This is a genomic window from Sphingomonas sp. SP6 (genome assembly GCF_058313435.1).
Genome location: NZ_JBZFLG010000001.1, coordinates 303,015 through 322,255, shown reverse-complemented (window position 1 = coordinate 322,255; position 19,241 = coordinate 303,015). Strand labels below are relative to the sequence as shown.

Below are 19,241 nucleotides of genomic sequence, written 5' to 3'. Positions count from 1 at the left end.
CGAACGGCCAAAGGCACGCATGTCGGCTGCTGCTGTTAGGCGGAAAGCGCCGCGCGAACCGAGTCGGCGAATGAAACTGCTCAAGGGCTTCGAGTACCGCGAAGACGGAATCTGGCACAAGAACGGCAACGAGGTATACCGCGTTTGCGGCAGCCTCCAGCTGATCGCTGCAACCCGTGATTCCAACGGATCAAGCTGGGGGATTCTGGCGGAATGGACCGATCCCGACGATCGACGGCATCGCTGGGCCATCCCCCGCTCTCTCTTGGCGGGTGATGGCGCCGAAATTCGCCAGACCCTCCTCGATCAAGGCTGCTTTGTTTCTCAGACTCGCGAGGGACGAGCTGCACTTATGGAGCTCCTCGCAGGCTTCCAGACCGTGGAGCGGGCGCGCGCTACCGAGTCGGTGGGTTGGTGCGACGGAGCTTTTGCCCTGCCCCACGCAACTATTGGTGACAGCGAATCCAATCGCGTCATCTATCAAGGCGGCGGGGCGTTCGATCACCCGTACGGGGAGAAGGGCAGTCTTCAGGAATGGCAGACCAACGTCGCAAGCCACGCTGTCGGGAATAGCAGATTTGCGATGGCGCTCTCCATGGGGTTCGTGGGACCACTCCTGATCCTTCTGGGAGAAGAAGGTGGCGGAATCCATTTCATCGGCGCCTCCTCAACCGGGAAAACCACCGTACTGAAGGCCGCCGCAAGCATCTGGGGTGGCGCGGCGTTCCTTCGCCAATGGCGCGCCACCGCCAACGGGCTTGAGGGTGTATGCGTAATGCACAACGGCACCCTGCTATGTCTGGATGAGCTGGCCCAGCTCGATCCTCGTGACGCAGCGTCGGTTGCTTACCTCATCGCGAATGGAATGGGAAAAGCGCGGGCTGCCCGGAGTGGCTCGCTCCGCTCCCCGGCTCGCTGGAACCTCCCGTTCCTATCGTCAGGCGAAATCAGTCTTGCCGACCTCGCCGGTCGAGACATGCGAGGAACGAAGCGATCAGCGGCCGGCCAAGAAGTTCGTATCCTAAATGTGGAGGCGGACGCAGGCCGAGGGCTCGGGCTCTTCGAGTCCTGCCCCAGTGGGCTGCAGCCCGAGGGCTTCGCGCGGTTAATTACGGAGAACTCTCGCAAGTTTTACGGGACGGCCGGCCCTGCATTTGTCCAGGCCATCGTCAACAACACGGAGGAGATCACTCGCGTCGCCAAAAAGGATATGGAGTCGTTCGTGCGCGACCATCTCCCTGACGGTGCGTCTGGACAAGTTGCGCGGGCTACTCGCCGCCTCGCACTTGTTGCTGCCGCGGGGGAGGCAGCAATCAGATTTTCGATTTTGCCGTGGCCTGCGGGCGAGGCGATTGCAGCTTGCGCTACAATCCTTCGGCAGTGGCTAGCTGGGCGCGGCGGCGTCGGCGCTGCCGAGGACGGCGAGGCGATTGCGAAGGTACGAGCCTTCTTGGAGGCTCATGGTAGTTCCCGATTCGAAGCGATGGACGCCGACGAGGGTGTTCGGATTGTGAGTCGGGCCGGGTTCTGGCGGGACCACAAAGGGCTGCGCCAGTACCTCGTCCTTCCCGAGGCGTGGAAAAACGAGGTCTGCGCGGGAATGGACGCCTCAATGGTCGCCAGGGTTTTGGCTTCACGAGGACTGCTGGAACAAGACAGCCAAGGCAAGAACTCCAAGTCTGTCGTGCTTCCCGCCGGTATCGGTAAGGCTCGATGCTACATCGTAAACGCCGGTATCTTCGACGGAGACGCGATCGCGGAGGCGAAGGCATGATGAGATCGCATATGTCATCGCCGTGTGTCAGGTGAGCATGGTGTAACTCTCCGGTTTTTCAACCACTTATCGAGGAACACGTACGCTAGCCTGACGTGTGCTTGTGTTCCGGCAACCCAGCAAAGAGGAACAGTATGCTACTTGACGGGCAGTCGCGAGCCGGTCGCGAAATTCTCCAAGCCGCTCACGAGGCTAGCGCCAACGAAAGTATGGTGCTGCTCCACGTCGATGGTCTCGATCCGCTTGAGGTCAAGAGTGTGGCCCCCATCGCAGAAGACGCCATGTCTGCGACGGTGCATTGCTGGTCACGTTCTGACAATATCTTGATCATTCCGCTCAGATCAGTGCGGGCTGCATCGATCGATTCTTCACCCTATCCCATTCCAGCTCCGTAACGATGCGAAATTAGGGGAACCGTGCTTTGGTTATGTTCATGCGACGCAGCGCTCGCTGCCTCGCGTGAACTGACGTGGGACTTGTCGCGACGTCAGCTCACCGATTTTTAGCCGGAGTTGGCGGAGAGGATATCCCAAAAACTAGGCGTTCGCAGTGGTTTGTTGGCGTTCGCCACATACCTCTTATCTTGTTGGCGCAGGCAAGCGGGTCACGGCGGGGCGGCGGCCGTGTTTGCGCCCGTTCGTAGTGGTTCGGCTCTATCCGCACTCAAGTTGGGCACGGAAGTGGGCATGCCCCCTTTAGCTCGCGTCGTGGTGCCCAACGACGGATCGATGCCTGCTTTAGGGGGAAGCGGCCGGTCCGCTTTCGGGTGCCGCTCGCCGGTGACCGGACCTTCGTTCAGGTGGACTGCCCGCGCTGACTGAGGCTGTTGTTGGGGGGAGTGACTAGCCGCTTTCGGTCAGCGATCAAACAGATGCGGACGTTCGCGGTCCGCGTCGCCTCGGCCGTCCGGCGGACCGATACGTTGGCCTACCGCGTCGCCGATCCTCGGCGCTCGGTATCGTTCTGGCTAACGAGCGAAGGCTTGCGAGTAGGTCGGGCAACTCCGGTCCGCTGTCCTCCCGCCTGAATTCGGAGGGGTGTCGCGCTCGGACGTGAATCCTGCCGCCGTGCGCTGATTGCCGACACCCTCCAACCGCCTCCGCGCGACTCGCTTGGGCCGAGCCTTGGCAACCACTTGCGCCCGAGCTTGGCCGCTTGACCGCTTGGCCGACGATGCCCCAGAGCAACTGCCCGGTGGTCAGCCCAACCTTAGTTGGACCACGCCGCTCTGAGCGACAAAGCGGCGTGGCCCCCGACCGGCGCGGGTGGTGTTAGGGACGATGCACCACCTTGAGGTCGCGGCACGCAACAGCCTGTTCGCCGGTCTGATCTCGCAAGAAACGATCGACGGTTCGGCGATCAAGGGCGAGCTGCTCGGCCGGCCGAACGTGCAATCCTCGACCGCGCACAACCTGGGGCTCGCCGCCGACCGGCACCGCACCGGTCTGGCGGAGGCGTGGGAAAAGGGCTAATCACCGCTCGGCCCAGCCGACGCAAGCTCGCGTCCTCAACACGACATACCCGCGAGGCACTGCTAGGCTTAGCACCGCGCTCGAACTTTTCTACCTGCCCGCCGCCGACGAGTGCCGAGGCAAAGCCCACTCGGCGTTCAGGAGATTGGCAGCGATGCGCGACTTGTCTTCGGGCAGGAAGCGCCCATAGCAGCGCTCTACGGTGATCGGCGTATCTTGGATCGCGTAACCCGCTTGTACGAATGATCCCGTCAGCTTGAGAACGTGGGTCGCCAGAACGTCGCGAACGCTATGTGGCCCGTGTGGAAGCAAGCCGTCAATTGCGCCCCTCCCCGTGTACGGATTGTAGACGCCGTAACGTTCAGTGATGGTTCTGTACGCCTTATAGTACGACGCACTATTGTAACGGGCATCACTCCCGCTTTGGGTAATAGTGCGGACAAAGAATGTTTTAGGATCAAGAGCTGCTCCCAGGAGAGTCTGTCGATAAGTCCGCAGATAAGCATCGATAAACCAGTACAACTCGTCTAGATCGGGAAGCATCACTTCGAACGGACGGCCGTTGAAGAAGCTCGACGTGGCATTTTTAAAAGCGATGGCGGGCGCGAAAACAATCCAGCCACTTTGACGATCGCACCACCGGAGCTCGCCGCAGCGCTGCGCCACGAGAACCGCCGTCGGCGTCGGAGAACCTCCGGGCAGCTGAAAACGCAGCTCTCGCAGGTTTTTCTGCCTTAGGCCTAGATGAAGGCCAAAGCGTACCATTAGCAGGCTACGGACAGCCTCGGCCGCTGCCCGCGGCTCCGCATCTGGGCAGGGAATACGAGCACGAATCTCGGCAACGATGCGCCGATATTCGGCGAGAGGGTTGTCAGCGATCAGAATCGGCCGGATAGGCTCGAACGAATCACGGTGAATGCGTACTAGGGGGATTAGATCTCGGCGGCGCTGACGCGCACATTGGTACATTTCATCGCAGGCTGAAGCCCAGTCGCGTCGCATCGCGGCGATGCGTTCGGCGGTCAACAGCCCTGGGATGGGAACTAATGCTTCAGCGAGCGCCGGACGCTGACGAAGCCAGCCATATTGTGGTCTGGTGAGCGCCTTGGCAAAATACGTCATCTCGAGCTCAGACGCGGTGAAGAATCCTCTCTTGCGGCGATGCCATTCGATGTACCAGTCCCACACTTGCGGTAACGTCAAGAGCGCCATCGTGAGCTTCTCTCGTGGAATACCTCGGCCTTGCAGATCACTGTCTTGATTGGCGCACAAGGCGCCAAACATCAGGGAAAATCGTTTGATGACAGCGTCGGCGCTGGCTTCGTTCCAGGTGCCTTCGCGCATCTCTCCGGGCTCGGTCAGCAGCTTCGTCTTGAACTGAACCCAGTCGGCCATCTCCACGACCAGCCTCGCCGGGGCATCGGAGACTTCGTGGCGGAATCGGTATTTCCATCGGTCAAGTGCTGGCTCTAAGCCCAACATGATGCTACATTTTGGAAACCGTAACGCATATGGACGGTTCGTCCATTCTAATTGATAAGAGCGGAAGTCGGTACCGCCTAGAATTATCCTGGTCTTGATCCACTCTACGATCTTCTCTTGCTCGCCCGCCTGCCGAGACGAGAAGTCTGAGGGTATGTGCCAGCGCACTTGCGGTAGCTGTTTTTGTGTAAAGAACTTTAGCAGTGGATCGCTTTTCCGCTGATCGGAGATTTTCGTACGAAAGTAGCCGCTTGGTAGCCCGTATCGATGCTCGATACGCGCAAGATACTCGTACATGCGCTTCTTAGCAGGAGTCGCCCCCTGCGCCCATCCAATGATCGTAGCGCAGTTGAGCGGCTCGCCTACACGTTTAATCGCGCGGAGAAGCTGCCAAGTCGAATCGCCGTGCCGTTGCATATGGAGGCGAAATGCTTCCGTGAACGTTGGAGGATCAATCCAGTCGCCGGGCAGTGCCGTCGGAAACTCGACGACCGGCTTAGATTTAGGCCCTCGACTCCTTACCGAGCTTGAGCACGTGGGTGCCTTGCTATTGATCACGGTCGAGAGCTTCATGGCCAAGAGCCGGAGCGAATAGCCTACAATCGGCGCGAGCCGCGACCTGCTTGATCATGCCCGTTCGGCCCAGGGGGCAAAGCTCAATGGTCATGTTTGCTCGCTGTTCGAGTGCGCGCGCCGCCCGCCACCAAGCTGGAAAGCCAGATCGCCTTGCGACCCGCGTGGCGGACCGCCGCGAGCCGAAACTTGAGGTACGGCACAGTCTCGTGGTCAACGCCGCTGGTGTCAAGCCAAGCTTTTAGGGCGAATTACAAGTCACTCGCACTGTCGACCTCGCCCACCAAGCCGGGAGTTCTTAGCCAGGACGTCAGCGACGAGCCGCAGCATCTCGCCCTGAACCATCGGCCCGACGTCGTCTTCAATCTGTCGGTGGCGTGGAGATCAGCAAGCTTACCTATAACGATGCCGCAAAGCGCGGCTTGGTGGGGCACGGGGGGCTCCTTTCAGGGCACGGAGACGTGGACGGCGACCTGCACCTCGAGCTGCGCAATAAAGCTGCGTTCCGAGGTGCAGAAGGCAAGACGCCCCAAGCTGCGTTAGCCGACGCTCGCCGTTGTCCGATGTGCCGGGCCCTTCCCCGGCATTGCCTTGAACGCCAGCTGCATCTGCAGAGCTTTGCGGCACCGCTCGAGCTTGCTCGCACCTTCGACCGCATCGACGTCGGCTCGATCTCAATCAGGAACCCGCCTCAGCACAGTCGGGGAAACGCTGGGACGTTATACCCGAGCTGGTACACTTGCAAGCAACTGTCGGAATCGAGCGCTCTGTTCGGAGACGGCGAACGGAAGGTGCTATTGCTGGACTTTGGGACGCAGCTAGCCTTTACGACTGCACTGTAAGAGGCGACGAAGACCAGGGCTACGCCTCGGCGGACGTCACCGAGTCGTGTGAGATTACGGAGCCGCTGCAGGAGTGACCGAGGACGGCGACCGGCAGCTCGATTGTCGACCGAAAAGGCGGACGGATAGTCGGCATCACTTTCAAGACCCAAGAGTGGCATTGCAGGCACTAGAACCCTTTCTCCTCACGCTACGGGAATGGAGGACACCCGGCTTTATATGGGATCGCTAACAAGGGCCCCATGAACGAGGATAAGGTGGGGCGAATTGTTACTTCGACGTTCCCTTATTCTGAAATGAGGTCAGGCGCCGTTGGGCTTCAGCCACGTCCAGCCTAGGGCAATTTCGATGCCTCGATCCAGGGCCGAGCCGAAACGGATGTACTGTTCGCCAATAGGCTCGAGATAGACTGGTTCGCGAAAGGCCCGGCATGCACCGCGGCTGGGCCCTCGGGACAAAACTTGATCGAGAGTGCCGATCTAAAACCAGTTTCCGCGCTTAGCCTGGTTTAGAATCCTCGCCGCTGCAGCTTGGGCGTCCGCTGCCAAGCGAGGGCTCAGGTCCTGCAAACTCTGCGGCGACAGCGGTCGGACCGACTGCGGCGGAAGAACCTCGTTCCAGGAAGCACTGAAGTAGCGCTCGGCGATCGAGGCGTTGCCCTCTCGATGGTGCTCGATCACGGCCGCGCGCAGCTCTGGAGTGAAACCGTTGAAGGGAGCGTCGCCGAACCGGCGGTTCGCGAAGTTCATGACACGCTCCCGCAACTTTGCCGGTGACCGCCGCTCGCCGTCCGGTGTACTTCCGCCACGTTCAGCTTGTATCAGGTTCATGATTATAAGCCCCATGGCGCCGAGACTCAGATTTTTGCGGGGCGTCTCCGACCAATCGAAGCGGGCGGCGAGATCACCAAAGTCTGCCAACTCAACGATCGCCCGAGGGGAACCCTTCATCCTGAATTCCGTGCTGTACGGCAGCACTCGGACTTCGAAGCCGTTCGCTTCGAACGCCTCGACCTTCGACTTCCAGTCGACACGGCCCGCGGCGAGCGACCGTTTGACGAAGTCCGGAAACAGCGCGTGATCCGATTTCATGGCCTTGATCCGCTGCGCGAAGCTGGTGTTCAGGTGAGCGATCGGATCACGGACGACCAGGATAGCGATCTTTCGATCGGCGAGTTGGTCGAAGCGCTGGGCCACGATCTTCAGATTATCTCGTCTGATCTCGCTGAAATGTTCCGCCGACACAAGGATGTCGCTTGACGCATGGTGCGTCGCCTCCGCGAAGAATCGGTTGACCTTCTTGTGCGAGCGATCGTTCACATACAGCGCGTGAGCCAGAACAGCGCTGTTGCCGGTCCGACCCTCGGCAGGGACGAAGTAGCCGGCGCGCAGAAGGGACTCGCGATGGCCCTGCAGCCAGGTTTGGAACGCAGTCGATCCGGTCTTATGAGCTCCGATGTGAGCGATCAGCCGGCGCATGCGCGCGGCATACACGCCGACGGTCCCGCTGCCCACCCCCGCAGCGGTTCGCGCCGGGTTGGGTTTTTGAACCTAGTGAAGGAACTCAGCAAAGGCGGAGGTCCGAGATTGACGGGCACGACGCCCGGCCGCAAAAAGTCGATACGGCATCCTCCCTCGTCGCTGCGGCAGCCTCCCGTCCAGACCACAAGCGAGCAGCCAAGACTCGCCGCCAATGACGTAAATGCGTTGCTGGATCGACTCTTTTGGGATAGCCGATCTCGATGTTAAACGGCTATTTAGCGTCGCTGGCGAAGCAAACAGGGGCGCGTGGCAACGAAATTTTCTGCCGCCAAATTGGTCGGGACGGCGAGAAGGTCATCACATGGGGCGCGCTGCGCGCCGGCATGGGTCGTTTCGCTCGTGCGTATCGGTCGACAGGCGTACCGCCCGGCGGAGTCGTTCTGATCTTTTTGAGGCACGTTCCGGACCTCTACGGAAGCTTCTTCGGCGCGATGGCCGCGGGGGTCGTCCCGTCTTTCATGCCGCCCACGTCGCCGAAGCAGGACGCCAATCTCTATTGGAAGTCCCACGCCCGCCTTCTCGAAGTCGTAAAGCCGGCTGCCGTCGTCGTCTCACGCGCGATCCTTGAGGAGATGCTCGCAGCGGGGCTTACGCTTAAGGGACGGACCGTTATCGTGGCTGAGGAAACCGAAGACGCGGAGCTCGAATGGGCCGCTGTGGGTGATGGCGCGATCGGTCTGCTTCAGCATAGTTCCGGAACGACCGGCCTGAAGAAGGGCGTGGCGCTTTCATATCGTGCGATCCTGGCGCAGCTGGAGGGCTACGCCGACGCGCTTTCGCTGAACGCAAGCGACCGGATCGTCTCGTGGCTGCCGCTTTATCACGACATGGGTCTGATCGCGTGCCTTGTGTTGCCGGCTTGGGCAGGTATTGAGGTGACGCATATCGACCCGTTCGTCTGGGTGTCTCGTCCGGCGATCCTCTTCGAGCAGATTGAGCAACACGAGGGCACATTGACCTGGATGCCGAACTTCGCATTCGAGCACCTGCGCGTCACGGCGGGCCGGAAGGCGGCCGATTTCCGACTCGGAGGCGTTCGCGCGTTCATCAACTGCTCGGAACCGGTCAAGGCTGAAACGTTTCGGCGCTTCGCCGAAACCATGGCGCCTGCCGGCGTCCGCTCCGATCAGCTTCAATGCTGTTACGCTATGGCGGAGACAGTCTTCGCCGTCAGTCAAACTGCGCTGGGCAAGCCGCCGCGTCGGCTGCGGGTCGATCCCGAAACGCTCGCGCGAGGCAGCGCAGTGGCGGTGGACGCGAAGGAGGGCGGGGTCGAACTGCTTGAGACGGGGCAGCTGCTTGGGGGAGTCGACGTCGCGATCCTTGACGAGACGGGCGCCCCTTTGCTCGACGGTGCTGTCGGTGAGGTCGCGATCTCCAGTCCGTTCCTTTTCAATGGCTATAACCGGGATCCGGATCGGACCGCTGCCGTGCTCCGCGAGGGACGATACCGGACCCGCGATGTGGGCTTCCTGTGGGAGGGTGCGCTCTACGTCCTAGGTCGACTAGACGATATGATCATCGTCAACGGCCGCAACCTTTATGCGCATGAGGTGGAGGCTGCAGTCGGGGAGGTCGCAGGCGTCAAGCCGGGGCGGATCGTTGCAGTCGGGCAGGAGCAGGAAGATGTCGGAAGTCAGGCTCTAATCATTATGGCCGAACGGCTCGCAGGCTGGGACGACGATCCGACGTTGAAAGAGGCAATCGCGGATCGGGTCTACTCGACGTTTGAAGTCCTCCCGAAGCGAATAGTGCTTCTGAATGACGGTGAGCTTGTGAAAACGACAAGCGGTAAGATCAGCCGATCAGAAAATGTGAGGACTTTGGATAAACGGGGGCATGATAAGTGAACCGCGATGAGGTCAAAACAGCGCTGGCGGCGGCAATAGCGGACGAGTGCGGCAGCGATGCCCCCCTCGAAGAAACTAGAACGGCGGCCTCGGTGGAGGGATGGGACTCGCTGGCGCACGTGCGGATCGTCATGAACCTTGAGGCACGCCTCGGTACGGATATAGACATGGATGCGACCTACCGCGCAAAAACCATTGGAGACCTGATCGACCTTGCGTCGGCGGGCTGTTGACAGGGTTGCGCCATGATGATCGCGGAAGTTCCAACACTTGAGGGCGGGTCGCTGCGCCTCGCGCTGATCGGCACCTGTCGAATTATGAACCCGCTACGACCGACAATCCGAGCGCATGGCGGTCGCTATCTTTGGAGCCGACACAACGGCTTCGCTCACACTCCGCCGGCTATTAGGCAGAATTACGACGTCACGGTCGGCGCTCGGCGGTTGAGCGACGATCTTTCCCCTTTGGTGCTGAAGGAGGACGTTGCGCCGGTCTTTCCGAACCATCTCGGCGAATTGGCTGCGGCGGCGGATATCCTCGTGGCCGAGGTCTCAACGATGGACTCTTTACGGTTTCGCAATTGGTATTTCAACGTTAACTATTTCACTGACACATTCGTTCGACGCGCCGGCGTTGGGATGCTCAATTGGTTTCGCCAGATCGGACCGGAGCCGGTTCCGGAAGAGCTATGCGTTGCGGCCGAGGCAGATTTCGTCAAAACGCGCGGTGCAATGTCAGAGACGCAGAGAGCGATCCTGCGTGAGCTGCGGCGCGAACGGGTCAGCGACGACGAAGCGTGCGCGATCTTCGCAGGCTTGGCGAGCCACGCGAAGCGGCTGGCGCTTGTGCCAATCTTTAGGGTGCCGGGCGCCAACGATCCACTCCATGACGAGCGTGTCGCCCTTGCCGCTTTGGTCGAGCGGATTGCGGCGGAACTCGATGCAGTGATGATGGACCCGACCCCCTTTGTCGTGGCGGCGGGGCGGGAGGTCGCGCTCGACGCTGGCGGGTCCGACGTTCACCATTACGCCGAGGGCTTCAATACGGTTTTGGGAGCGCCGATGCTCGCCGAGATCGTCAAGGGCGCGGGTCGCTCGCTCGGACCGCCCCTCGAGTCGACGGATCAGATGGCTGCGCGCGCGTGAACTGACGGCGAGAGGAAGTCGAACCGATGACCATCAAGGGCATCCTGACGCTGCTGCTGGTCGACACGAGCTTTGTGGTCATGGCGGCCCGTCCGCCCGATCACGGGGATCGCGCGAGGGCGACTGCTGGTGACGGCCTAAACATTCGTCGCCCGCTCCTCGGGGGATTAAACGGCTTTGCGGCCATCGCGAACACCAATGGGGGGACCGGTCGACCGTTGTTCACCGTGACCCGGACCGACGACGAGGAGAGCCCCGGCACGCTGCGCTGGGCTACGGCGCAGGCCAAGATCAACCATGGCGGCCAGATCGGGTTCGCTGCTGCGCTCACCGATCAGGTTGTGAGGCTGCGGGCGCCGATTCGGCTTTCGGACAATGTAACCCTCGACGGCGGCTCGGCTCGGCCGACCATCGTCGGAGCGGCCGGGCAGACGATCTTGGTGATCTCGGCCGTGTCGAACGTCGTGGTCGCGAACCTCCAGCTAAGGAGCGATCTCACCACTGCGGCCTACAAGGGCGGAGGGGATTGCATCACTGTAGCGCGAGGCGCCGACCGAATCTGGATCGCCTACAACCTGCTCGGCCGCTGCGGTGACGGACAGCTCGACATCACGCAAAACGATGGTGCCGGAGCGATGCGCATTACGGTCGCGTTTAATCACTTCACCGCGCACGACAAGGTCTCGATTGTCGAGGGCTCATCCGACCCGGCCTGGTGCGCCGGCATGCACCAAGCAGCCCTCCCGCCGGTCAGGGTCACCTACTACCGGAACTATTTTGACGGCACCGGGCAGCGCCATCCCCGTGTGGGCGGCGCGGCATTTGTCCACTTCGTCGAGAATGTCGTGAGCTTTCGCCCTCAAGCCCGCGATCGAACCGGGGAGGGGGGGAGCTACGGATCGGCCGTCACCGAAGGCGCAAGCCTGCTTGTCGAGCGTAGCCTCTACCAGTCGCTTGATCACACAAGTGCCGAGAATCCCCGGTTCATCGACATGCGTGCTGCGAGAGTGGGGCCGGGAGGATGCGCGAGGCCGGGGAATCTCCGGCTGTCTCAGGTCTTGACCAGACCGGCCGTCCAGCTAACGGATCAGGACCCAACGAAGGTTCCTGAGCCGCCGTACACGATCCGCGCAGGCAATCTCCAGCTCCTGTTCGATCGTGTGCGGAGGACCTCGGGCCCTCGGTAATTGGGGGCGGTCGAAATCCGGACCGGTCTTCACGGATCGAGCCGAAGCTGGAGCCCGTTCGGGCGCGAAGTGGAGACTGAATTGACCTATCTCGTTACCGGTGCGGCCGGCTTTATCGGAAGCCACGTCGCCCACCGCCTGCTCGATCGTGGCGAGCAGGTTGTGGGGATCGACAGCCTTAACGCCTATTACGATGTGCAGCTGAAGAAGGATCGGCTCGCGCGGCTGACCGAGCGCCCCGGCTTCACGTTCGCCCAGGTCAACATCGCGGATGCTGCGCAGCTGAAGGTGGCGCTGGCGCCGCATCCCATCACTCATATAATCCATCTCGCCGCACAGGCCGGAGTGAGGTATTCGCTCACCAATCCTCAGGCCTATGTCGAGTCGAATCTGACTGGTCAGGTCAACATGCTCGAATACGCCCGCAGTCTCGACGGGCTGAAGTCAATGAGCTACGCTTCTTCGTCTTCGGTCTATGGCGGCAACACGAAGCTTCCGTTTTCGGAGGAGGACCGCGTCGACAGGCCGATCTCGCTCTATGCCGCGACGAAGAAGGCCGACGAGTTGATGGGCAACGTCTACGCCCACCTCTTCCGGATCCCGCTCACCGGCCTACGGTTTTTCACGGTCTACGGTCCATGGGGACGGCCCGACATGGCGATGTGGCTGTTCACCAAGGCGATCCTAGCGGGCGAGCCGATCAGCGTGTTCAATCACGGCGAAATGAGCCGCGACTTCACCTACATCGACGACATCGTCACCGGCGTCGTCGCGGTGACCGACCGTCCGCCCGCTGACGAAGGACATGCCCCGCCGCACCGCGTTTACAACATCGGTAACAACAATCCCGAGCCTTTGCTTCGGATGATCGACGTGCTGGAGGAGGCGGTCGGCCGAAGGGCGGAACGCCGTTTTGAGCCGATGCAACCCGGCGACGTGCCGTCGACCTATGCCGACATCACCGCCATCCGCCACGATCACGGCTTCGTACCGACCACACCAATGGGGATTGGCATCCCTCGCTTCGTTGCATGGTACAAGGACTATCATCGGATCGGCGGCTGAGCCTCGCGGGGGCGGGAGAGGAATATGGAGCTTAAGGGAGCGCTCGCGCGCGCGCGCGCTGCGTACGAGGCAGGCGACTTCACGAGCAGCGGCGACATCCTCCGCGAGGCAGAAGAGCATCATCCCCGCTCGGCCGAGCTCCTGTTCTGGCGCGTCCGTGTTGCTGCGCGCGAGGGCGATTGGGAGGCGATCCGCGATCTAGCCGAAGTTTATCTCGCCCTTAACATCCTGCACCCAGAAGTCGTCGCCAACCTCGGCAAGGCATACAACAAGCTCAAGGACAACCGGGGTGCTGCGCGCGCCTGGACGCTTCTTACCGAGATCCGGCCGGAATTCGTTGAAGGCTGGCGTCAGGCAAGCCGTGCCCAGGCTCGCATCGGGAACGAAGCGGCAGCTCTCGCGGCGGCCGCGACGCTCGCGAAGCTCGCGCGCAGCGATCCCGCGGCGGTCGGCCCGGCGCTCGCGACGCTGCTCGATCGCGATCAGCTGGACGACGCTGCCGCGCTCTGCCGCGATCTCGCGGCCGAACTTCCGATCTACCTTCAGGCGCATCTCGCCGATGCCGAGGTCAATGATCTTCGCACTCACCTCCTCGGCGCCGCCGCGCTCGTCGAGGTAGGACTTGCCCCGCCTGGCGACATCGCGCGCTCGGCCGAGGCGCTGCTGGTCCGGGCGGTCCGGCGAGAGCGAAGTGGAGATTGGATGGGTTCATATCTCGATTTTCGCTGCGTCCTCCTCGCCACGCCCAACGATGTTCTCGCGCGGCGTAGCGTGGATCGCATCATGGCGGCTGCGATCACACGCGCGAAGATGGCAGCACGTAGCGGTGACACGGACGAAGCGCTGGCTATCAAGCGCGCGCTCTATCGCCTCTCGCCGCGCGACGCTGCGGTGCGCGCAGATTATGCCGAAGCGCTGGTGAAGGCGGACGAGGCGGCCGTGGCCGCCGACGTCTGGCGCGCTGTCTTGGCCATGGATCCCTCTGACGAGGTGGCGCTCGTAGGATTGGCGCGTACGCTCGAAGCGCTCGACTCCCCGGTCGAGGCGATCGCCGCCTGGCGCGACGTTCTCGTGCGCTTTCCGGGCCATCCCGATGCAGAGGCACGGTATTCTCGCGTTGCCCGCGAACTCCTTCACCGGGGACGTGCCGCGATGGCGGATGGGCGGACGCGCGATGCGGCCGCATTGTTCTCCGCGGTGCCCGTGGACACACTTGAATACGCCGACGCGCGTCGGCGCCTTGAACAGGTCGGGCGCTATCTGATGAAGGACATGCGCGAAGCCTATAAGGCAGGCGACCATGACCGTGTCGTTGCAGACGGCGTAGCCGGGCGACTTGTGATGGCCGACGCTCCCGACTTTCAACGTCTTCTCGCAAAAAGCGCAATGAAGACGCGACAGTCTGCCCTCGCGACTCGGGCCTGGAGCGCGGCGGCGGCGGCGAGCGATGATGCCGCGCTCCACGTTGAGGTTGCTCGCCACCATCTGGCGATCCTCGATCTTGACGCAGCGGAGGCGGCTGCACGCCGCGCCGTCGAGCTCGGCGCTCCGGACGAAGCGGTTGCGGCCCTGCGAGACGCCGTCTTGAAGGCACGTCGCGCGGACGGAGCCACCGACCGCGACCAGCTGCCAACCTGAATTGCTGAGGCCCTTGTCGAACCGGCACTCCCCCGCGATAACCGGCTCGCTTCTGGTCGAGGAAGCACGCCTAATCTTCGCTACGGCCGGCGATCGGCGTCAAGCGCATGACCTCGTCCGCGCCGCGGTCGCCTCCACCGCCCGAGACGAGCTCCAGGAGTTGCTCGGCCAAGTCCTGCAGATTGCCGGCAGCGTAGGCCATGCGCCGACTGTCGCATTTGCTCTCCGCCGCCTGCGCAAGATGCGCGAACTCAATCCGAGCGAAGGCAAGCGGCTGTTTCGTTCGCTCGACCGATCGGGAAATGGGGCTCTCGTCGATCGCTATGCGCATTGGCTGAGCCGCCGGCTTCGGCGCACTGATCTGCCGCTGCGGCGCGCGCTGATCGCGATCTGGAGCACCGGACGGTACGCATTGATGCTGGATTTCGTCCGCGGCTATCGCCCGGCCAAGCTGCACGAGCCTCAGACCTTCGAGTTCTTCGTCCGCCGTTCCATGGAGCTCGGCGACCTCGCCGCTGCGGTGCCGTTGCTGGCTCACTATCACAAGCTAATGCCCGGGAACGAGACTGTTGCTCGGGCGCTGGTCGAGGGGCTCATCGAAGCTGACGACTATGCCGGCGCGGCGGCGCTGCTTGTCGATTGCGCTTTGAATGTGACGCTACGCGACCGCCTGGCCGAGCGGATGCTGGAAACCGTCACGCACGAACCGGCAGCGGCGATCCTTACCTCCGCGCGCGAAGCGGTAAGTCTCCTGGAACAGGACGGTGAGGGGTCGCCGGCGCTGCGGCAGGTCGCGCGGATAATCGCGGTAATCACGTCGAGTATACACGAGGACCAGTCCGAGGCGGCGCAGGAGAAGTTGAATCCGGATCTCACGGCGGCGCTCCGCGCTCTCACGACGCACTCGTCCCGCCATCCTGCGCATGGGACGGCGCGGCAGTTCCTAGATCGTTATGTGGCCGCGGCGCTGCCGGGAGATCTGGCAAGCGCTCTCGACGCGATCCTGGACGCCGCGCCCGAGTTGGCGGGTCGGATCGCGGCGCGCTGCCGCGAGCTCGGCGACCTCGCGGCGGGGGTCCAGTTGTTCGCGGGGGCCGGGTCCCGGCATGCGGTTGCGGTCTGGGACGCCGCGCTCGCTTTGGCGGTCGAAGCTGGAGACGGCGGCGCTGCAGAGGCCTTGGCGTTGCGCCTCGCCCGATCGCCGGACGCCCAAGCGAAGGATGTCGGCGTAGCCGGCGCCGCGCTCGCTTCTCTGGGAGACGACGAGCGAACCAGCACCTTCTGGCTCGCCGCGGTTCAGAAGAGCTTGGATATCCGGATTGCCGTTCTCGCGTTGCGCGCGCTCTACCCGATGCGCGTCACCCGGTCCTTCTATCCGATTGCACTCGGCCTCCTTGATGGGACGCTACGCCGCGGTGCTATCGAGCCCACCCGGATCATCGACGCGATGCGTATCGTGATCGCTCGCGCGTGGCGCTGGAGCGATGCTGGGCCGCTCGCCGACGCGGCGATCGATCCCGCCATTCCGCCGGCGCTGGCGCTCTGGCTTCAAGCCGTGATCGCCTGGTCACAGTTCGATCACACCAAGGCGCGCGCGCTTCTCGAGTTGGGGGCATTAAGGTATCCGGATGGGCCGGTTTCGTTCCATGCCGAGCGAGCGCTGCTCGACACCCGCTTCGGACATTGGGGCGCCGCAGCGGCCGCACTGCCGACGATTGATCCGCCGATCCTCGCCCAGAACGTCTACGCGCGCCTGAACGCCGTGCGCGATCTTGCCACGCAGCTCCCGATCGCGTCCCACGCACTGTATCCTGAGGTACTGATCGACACGATCTTTGATCGATCGCCAACCCCGCCATACGATCCCAATCCCGCAAGCCTCGTGACCATCGTAAGCAGTCTCGCATCCGGCGGCAGCGAGCGGCAGGCAGTGTCGGTGATCGGCGCGCTCTGTAAAGAGCCGAGCATCGCTCGGCAGACCCTCCTCGTCCGCGCTGTGACTCCCGAACCGAAGGCGTTCTTTTTGCCGCAGGTCGTCGCATTGGGGGTACCCTATCACGTCTTCGGCGATCGTCCACTCGACGTCGACGCGGTTCTGGCGATTGTCGGGGATGCCCCGGGTTCGCCGGTTGCGATCGCGTTGGCCCAACTGCCGACACGGGTCGTCAGCGCGATCCTTCAGCTGGTGCCGCTGCTTTGGGAGCTGCGGCCGGCAGTCGTTCACATCCGCCAAGACTTTTTCGGAGCGGCGCTCGCCTGCGTGCTGGCCGGCGTACCTCGCTTTTTTCTCCACCGCGGTTCGCTTTCGCCCGATCATTGGGCCATTCAGCCCCCGCAAGCCCTCGCCACGGTCCGTCCGATGCGTCACGCCTATCGTCGGCTGCTCGACCACCGAGGCTTCGCCTTTATCAATAATTCCGGTCCCGGACTTGAAAGTGATCGCGCTTGGACTGGGCGCGACGACGCGGGCCGCTTTCACCTCGTCCACAATACGGTCGATTTCACTGCGCTTGGCCCTGCCGAGCGCAACCTGCCGCTGCGTCGTGAGCTGGGCATCCCGGAGGGTGCCCCAATTGTGGGCGCCGCCTTCCGTTTCCAGCGGGTCAAGCGCCCGCTGCTGTGGCTAGCGGCGGCGAAGGCGGCGCTGGCGCAGGTGCCCGATGCTCATTTTCTTATCGTGGGGGACGGCGAGCTGCGTGACGCAATGGTTGCATTTGCTGAGGCCGAGGGGTTCGCCGATCGGCTCCATCTGCCGGGCATCGTCAACGATGTGGGCAACTGGTATCGTGCGATGGACATCGTGCTGCTGACTTCGGATCGCGAGGGCCTCCCCAACATGCTGATCGAGGCGCAGCATTTCGGCATACCCGTGATCTCGACCGAGGTTGGTGGTGCCCGCGAGACGTTGTTGCCTGATGTGACGGGGCGCTTGCTTGATGCTGACGCGCAGCCCCAGGCTCTTGGCGATGCGGTCGCCGGAGCACTGCTCGATCGTGGTTGGTATGCTGCCGCCGCCGCTGCGGCCCCTCGGTTCGTCCACGACCGCTTCGGCGCAGCGACCGCAGTCGCGCGAATCCTACGACTTTACGGCTTCGGGAGCGCGGATGCGCAATCGGGAACTGGCATCGAGGCACATTGACGCTATGTCCGTGACTGACGTGAGCCGAGTCGCACCCGGGCGACCTATATGTCTACGTCAGGAGTTCGAGAGTGCATCTGAGGATTGTCGTCGTCGGCTTGGGTTATGTGGGACTCCCTCTGGCTATCGCACTGGCGAGAACATATCAGGTGGTCGGGCTTGACACTGATCGCGCGCGTATCGACGAACTCAGGCAAGGACACGACCGTACCAACGAGATCGATGAAGAGAAGCTGCGTGCTTCGTCGATCACGCTGACCGATGACCCGGAGGAGGCGCGCGGCGCCGACGTCTTCATCGTGACGGTTCCCACTCCGGTCGACGCGGTGAACCGGCCGGACCTGCGCCCGGTGATCAGCGCCACGAAGACGGTCGGCTCGCTTCTCGCCCCGGGCGGCGGCGCGATCGTCGTCTATGAGAGCACGGTCTATCCCGGCGTTACCGAGGACGTCTGCAGCCCGCTGCTTGAGGAAGTCTCCGGACTTAGGCGTGGCGCCGACTTCTTCCTTGGCTATTCTCCCGAGCGCATCAATCCTGGTGACCGTGAGCATACGGTCGACCGCATAACCAAGGTGGTTGCGGGCGAGAACCCGGAGGTCACCCGCCGCCTAGCCGACATGTATGCGACGATGACGAGCGGAGGGACGTTCGCTGCCGCGTCGATCAAGGCCGCCGAAGCAGCGAAAGTGATAGAGAACGCACAGCGCGACATCAACATTGCGTTCATCAACGAAGTAACTCGGATCTTTTCGGCTATCGACCTTTCGATATGGGACGTTCTCGACGCTGCCAAAACGAAATGGAACTTTCTCGATTTCCGACCTGGACTAGTCGGCGGGCACTGCATCGGGGTCGATCCCTTCTATCTTTCCCATCTCGCCGAGCAGCTGGGGCACGAGCCGCGTGTGATCCTCGCCGGACGTTCGCTCAACGATGGGATGGGAGCTTGGATCGCCGACCACATCCACACTCTTCGCCAAGGGCGTGCAGGCCGGGTACTGATTCTGGGCCTCACCTTTAAGGAGAATGTTCCAGATCTTAGGAACTCAAAAGTGATTGATGTTGTTCGCCGGCTTGAATGGCTTGGGCATAATGTCACCGTTCATGATCCACTCGCGGATGCAAGCGAGGCGCTTCGTGAGTACAATGTTCGACTCGATAATGAGGCGTTTAATGACAAGTTTGATGTCGTCGTTAGCGCCGTCGCGCACGAGGCTTATTGCCGCCTTGACCCCGTGATTATCGGAGAGCTTATTAACAAAGGCGGACTTATCGCCGATCTAAAAGGCACGTGGCGCCACCATGATTTTGAAGGAGGCGATGTATGGACTTTGTAGCCTAGTTAACTCGATTAGGATGGCGAAATATTTCTTACCTTTCCTAGACGCAGTGATGCTCAGCAGAACTAACGCGATAACTTCTGAGCCAAGGAGGCTACCCGCTCCTATCTCGTTCATTGATTACTGCGCCGATGATAAGAGCCGCACTTACGCTTATGAAGAACCAAGTAGCAAAGGCCACTATTATGATAAT

At 62.2% G+C, this 19,241-nt stretch carries 12 protein-coding genes; 10 read left to right on the top strand and 2 right to left on the bottom strand.

The window, feature by feature from the left end; all coding sequences use genetic code 11:
* Positions 1-70 precede the first annotated feature (70 nt).
* The gene (locus AC4GYY_RS01500) at positions 71-1,774 is read left to right on the top strand and encodes a DUF927 domain-containing protein (protein WP_491118134.1); all 1,704 of its coding nucleotides are present in this window, start codon (positions 71-73) and stop codon (positions 1,772-1,774) included.
* Positions 1,775-3,054: 1,280 nt separating this feature from the next.
* A complete protein-coding gene (locus tag AC4GYY_RS01495; protein WP_491118132.1) occupies positions 3,055-3,246 on the top strand; it encodes a DUF4172 domain-containing protein in 192 nt (63 codons plus the stop codon).
* Positions 3,247-3,336: 90 nt separating this feature from the next.
* Here the strand turns inward: AC4GYY_RS01495 and AC4GYY_RS01490 are convergent, their stop codons facing one another.
* Both AC4GYY_RS01490 and AC4GYY_RS01485 read right to left on the bottom strand, forming a co-directional pair.
* Complete coding sequence (locus tag AC4GYY_RS01490; protein WP_491118130.1) at positions 3,337-5,307, bottom strand: hypothetical protein; 1,971 nt, start codon at positions 5,305-5,307, stop codon at positions 3,337-3,339.
* A 1,315-nt stretch (positions 5,308-6,622) separates the two neighbouring features.
* Entirely contained in the window at positions 6,623-7,621 is a 999-nt protein-coding gene (locus AC4GYY_RS01485) for a hypothetical protein (protein WP_491118128.1), read from the bottom strand.
* Between the two features lie 263 nt (positions 7,622-7,884).
* Here AC4GYY_RS01485 and AC4GYY_RS01480 point away from each other — a divergent pair, with 263 nt between their 5' ends.
* The 8 genes from AC4GYY_RS01480 (at position 7,885) to AC4GYY_RS01445 (ending at position 19,045) form a co-directional block, all read left to right on the top strand.
* Entirely contained in the window at positions 7,885-9,534 is a 1,650-nt protein-coding gene (locus AC4GYY_RS01480; RefSeq protein WP_491118126.1) for an AMP-binding protein, read from the top strand.
* The gene (locus AC4GYY_RS01475) at positions 9,531-9,767 is read left to right on the top strand and encodes an acyl carrier protein (protein WP_491118124.1); all 237 of its coding nucleotides are present in this window, start codon (positions 9,531-9,533) and stop codon (positions 9,765-9,767) included. Before AC4GYY_RS01480 ends, AC4GYY_RS01475 begins: the two co-directional genes overlap by 4 nt.
* A gap of 12 nt (positions 9,768-9,779) precedes the next feature.
* Positions 9,780-10,679 (top strand): hypothetical protein, encoded by a 900-nt coding sequence (locus tag AC4GYY_RS01470; RefSeq protein ID WP_491118122.1) that lies wholly within the window; start codon positions 9,780-9,782, stop codon positions 10,677-10,679.
* Positions 10,680-10,705: 26 nt separating this feature from the next.
* Complete coding sequence (locus tag AC4GYY_RS01465; RefSeq protein ID WP_491118120.1) at positions 10,706-11,866, top strand: pectate lyase family protein; 1,161 nt, start codon at positions 10,706-10,708, stop codon at positions 11,864-11,866.
* An 81-nt stretch (positions 11,867-11,947) separates the two neighbouring features.
* Positions 11,948-12,931 carry an NAD-dependent epimerase/dehydratase family protein gene (locus AC4GYY_RS01460; protein WP_491118118.1) on the top strand — a complete coding sequence of 328 codons (984 nt, stop codon included), beginning with the start codon at positions 11,948-11,950 and terminating at the stop codon, positions 12,929-12,931.
* 24 nt (positions 12,932-12,955) lie between these two features.
* Entirely contained in the window at positions 12,956-14,569 is a 1,614-nt protein-coding gene (locus AC4GYY_RS01455) for a tetratricopeptide repeat protein (RefSeq protein ID WP_491118116.1), read from the top strand.
* A 160-nt stretch (positions 14,570-14,729) separates the two neighbouring features.
* Positions 14,730-17,708, top strand: a complete 2,979-nt coding sequence (locus tag AC4GYY_RS01450) for a glycosyltransferase (RefSeq protein ID WP_491118114.1) — start codon at positions 14,730-14,732, stop codon at positions 17,706-17,708.
* A 71-nt stretch (positions 17,709-17,779) separates the two neighbouring features.
* Positions 17,780-19,045, top strand: a complete 1,266-nt coding sequence (locus AC4GYY_RS01445; RefSeq protein WP_491118112.1) for a nucleotide sugar dehydrogenase — start codon at positions 17,780-17,782, stop codon at positions 19,043-19,045.
* The last annotated feature ends 196 nt before the right edge of the window (positions 19,046-19,241 follow it).

Excerpts from the sequence above, each read along its gene's own strand:
- AC4GYY_RS01455 (WP_491118116.1), top strand. The coding sequence starts at position 12,956 with ATGGAGCTTAAGGGAGCGCTCGCGCGCGCGCGCGCTGCGTACGAGGCA.
- AC4GYY_RS01495 (WP_491118132.1), top strand. The coding sequence starts at position 3,055 with ATGCACCACCTTGAGGTCGCGGCACGCAACAGCCTGTTCGCCGGTCTG.
- AC4GYY_RS01470 (WP_491118122.1), top strand. The coding sequence starts at position 9,780 with ATGATGATCGCGGAAGTTCCAACACTTGAGGGCGGGTCGCTGCGCCTC.
- AC4GYY_RS01485 (WP_491118128.1), bottom strand. The coding sequence starts at position 7,621 with ATGCGCCGGCTGATCGCTCACATCGGAGCTCATAAGACCGGATCGACT.
- AC4GYY_RS01500 (WP_491118134.1), top strand. The coding sequence starts at position 71 with ATGAAACTGCTCAAGGGCTTCGAGTACCGCGAAGACGGAATCTGGCAC.
- AC4GYY_RS01465 (WP_491118120.1), top strand. The coding sequence starts at position 10,706 with ATGACCATCAAGGGCATCCTGACGCTGCTGCTGGTCGACACGAGCTTT.
- AC4GYY_RS01480 (WP_491118126.1), top strand. The coding sequence starts at position 7,885 with ATGTTAAACGGCTATTTAGCGTCGCTGGCGAAGCAAACAGGGGCGCGT.